At 34.3% G+C, this 1,328-nt stretch carries 1 protein-coding gene; it reads right to left on the bottom strand.

Annotated features, from left to right (window positions below):
- Positions 1-66: 66 nt before the first annotated feature.
- Complete coding sequence (locus tag FIM66_RS07970; RefSeq protein ID WP_140600364.1) at positions 67-1,308, bottom strand: restriction endonuclease subunit S; 1,242 nt, start codon at positions 1,306-1,308, stop codon at positions 67-69.
- Positions 1,309-1,328: the final 20 nt, after the last annotated feature.

Raw genomic sequence — 1,328 nt, 5'->3', positions numbered from 1 at the left:
TCCTTTTAAAAAATATTTCAAATTCTTTTTACGCAAGCTCTTTTATTATTGATTGTAAAAACGCTTTTAGCATTTTTTAACTTCTTTGTGTGGGGTTAGGGGTTTAAAAGTCAATAGTTTTTCTCGGTAATATTCGTATTGTTTTTTCCTGGCTTTGATTTCAGCGGGGATACCGGCTAATAAATCGGTGGTTAAAGCCAAAAATTGATCCAAAATCTTAACGATTTCTTGTTGGATTTCTAGGGGTGGGATGGGGATGGTTATTTGCATAATATTATTACTAGAAATGCTATAAGGTATAGCGCTTCTATTTGAAATAGAATATAAATAATTTTGCTTGTTTGTTAATACATAATAAAGGTATCTATTGATTATTAGGGTTTCGTTTGGAATGAGAGAAAAACAAACATCATTCGCCCAAAACTTTTGATTTTGCCAATTGACAAATCCTGCGGTTCCATATTGAGCTATAGTGATTGTATTTTCCTCTCTGTTATATTCATTTAAATACCCCATAAATCCTATTCCACCAGATACAACGGGATATTTTCCTTTATCTAGTATTTCTTTTTTTGTAACCCTTTTACCTCTAATTATTTCACACACCTCCCCCAACTTCCTAAACTCCACCCCCTTAGGCGCTAAAGTTTGGAGTAAGGTTTTTAAGTTTTTGGGGTAGGTTTTTTGCGCTAGTTTTTCTTTTGCGTCTTTGTGGTTTGAATTAATGTCATTGAAGTCTAAAAGCATGTTTTGGTAATACTGGTATTGCTTTTTTCGCGCTTTTAATTCTGTGTTTAATTCTGTGTTTAATTCTGTGTTTAATTCTGTGAAAGCGTCCAAAATCTTAACGATCTCTTGTTGGATCTCTAGGGGTGGGATGGGGATTGTTAATTGTGAATAGCGAGAAATCCAATGCCTTGCATGTTCCCCACCGATATTATAAGGAATAGTTTGCATGTAAAAAAAGATAAATCTAATGTTAATTGTAGGATTTTTTGAGAATAAGATTTTCATAGCGCTTGATTTTACTTTAAAAGGGAAATCAACCCATTGGGTCGCTGTTGTGAAATCGTCAAAGATGATAACCGGAGAGCTTTTACTCGCTTGATAAATATTGTCTTTTTCATTTGTATAACCTAAAATAAAGGTTTTTCCTGCGGTTAAAACGGGAGTAGGATAACTTTTATCAAATTCTTTACTTGTTACGCAATATTTATTGGGTTGATCATACTCTAGCACCTCCCCCAACTTCCTAAACTCCACCCCCTTAGGCGCTAGAGTTTGGAGTAAGCGCTCTATTTTATGCATTTTGCCCCCTTAAGCTTCTA

Origin of the sequence: Helicobacter pylori, assembly GCF_006439795.1 — a bacterium.
Classification (GTDB): Bacteria; Campylobacterota; Campylobacteria; order Campylobacterales; family Helicobacteraceae; genus Helicobacter; species Helicobacter pylori_CR.
Note: the sequence above shows the minus strand (reverse complement) of the source record. Positions and strands in the feature narration are given on the sequence as shown.

Bases quoted from the DNA above. Each gene is read 5' to 3' on its own strand.
- FIM66_RS07970 (WP_140600364.1), bottom strand. From the start codon at position 1,308: ATGCATAAAATAGAGCGCTTACTCCAAACTCTAGCGCCTAAGGGGGTG.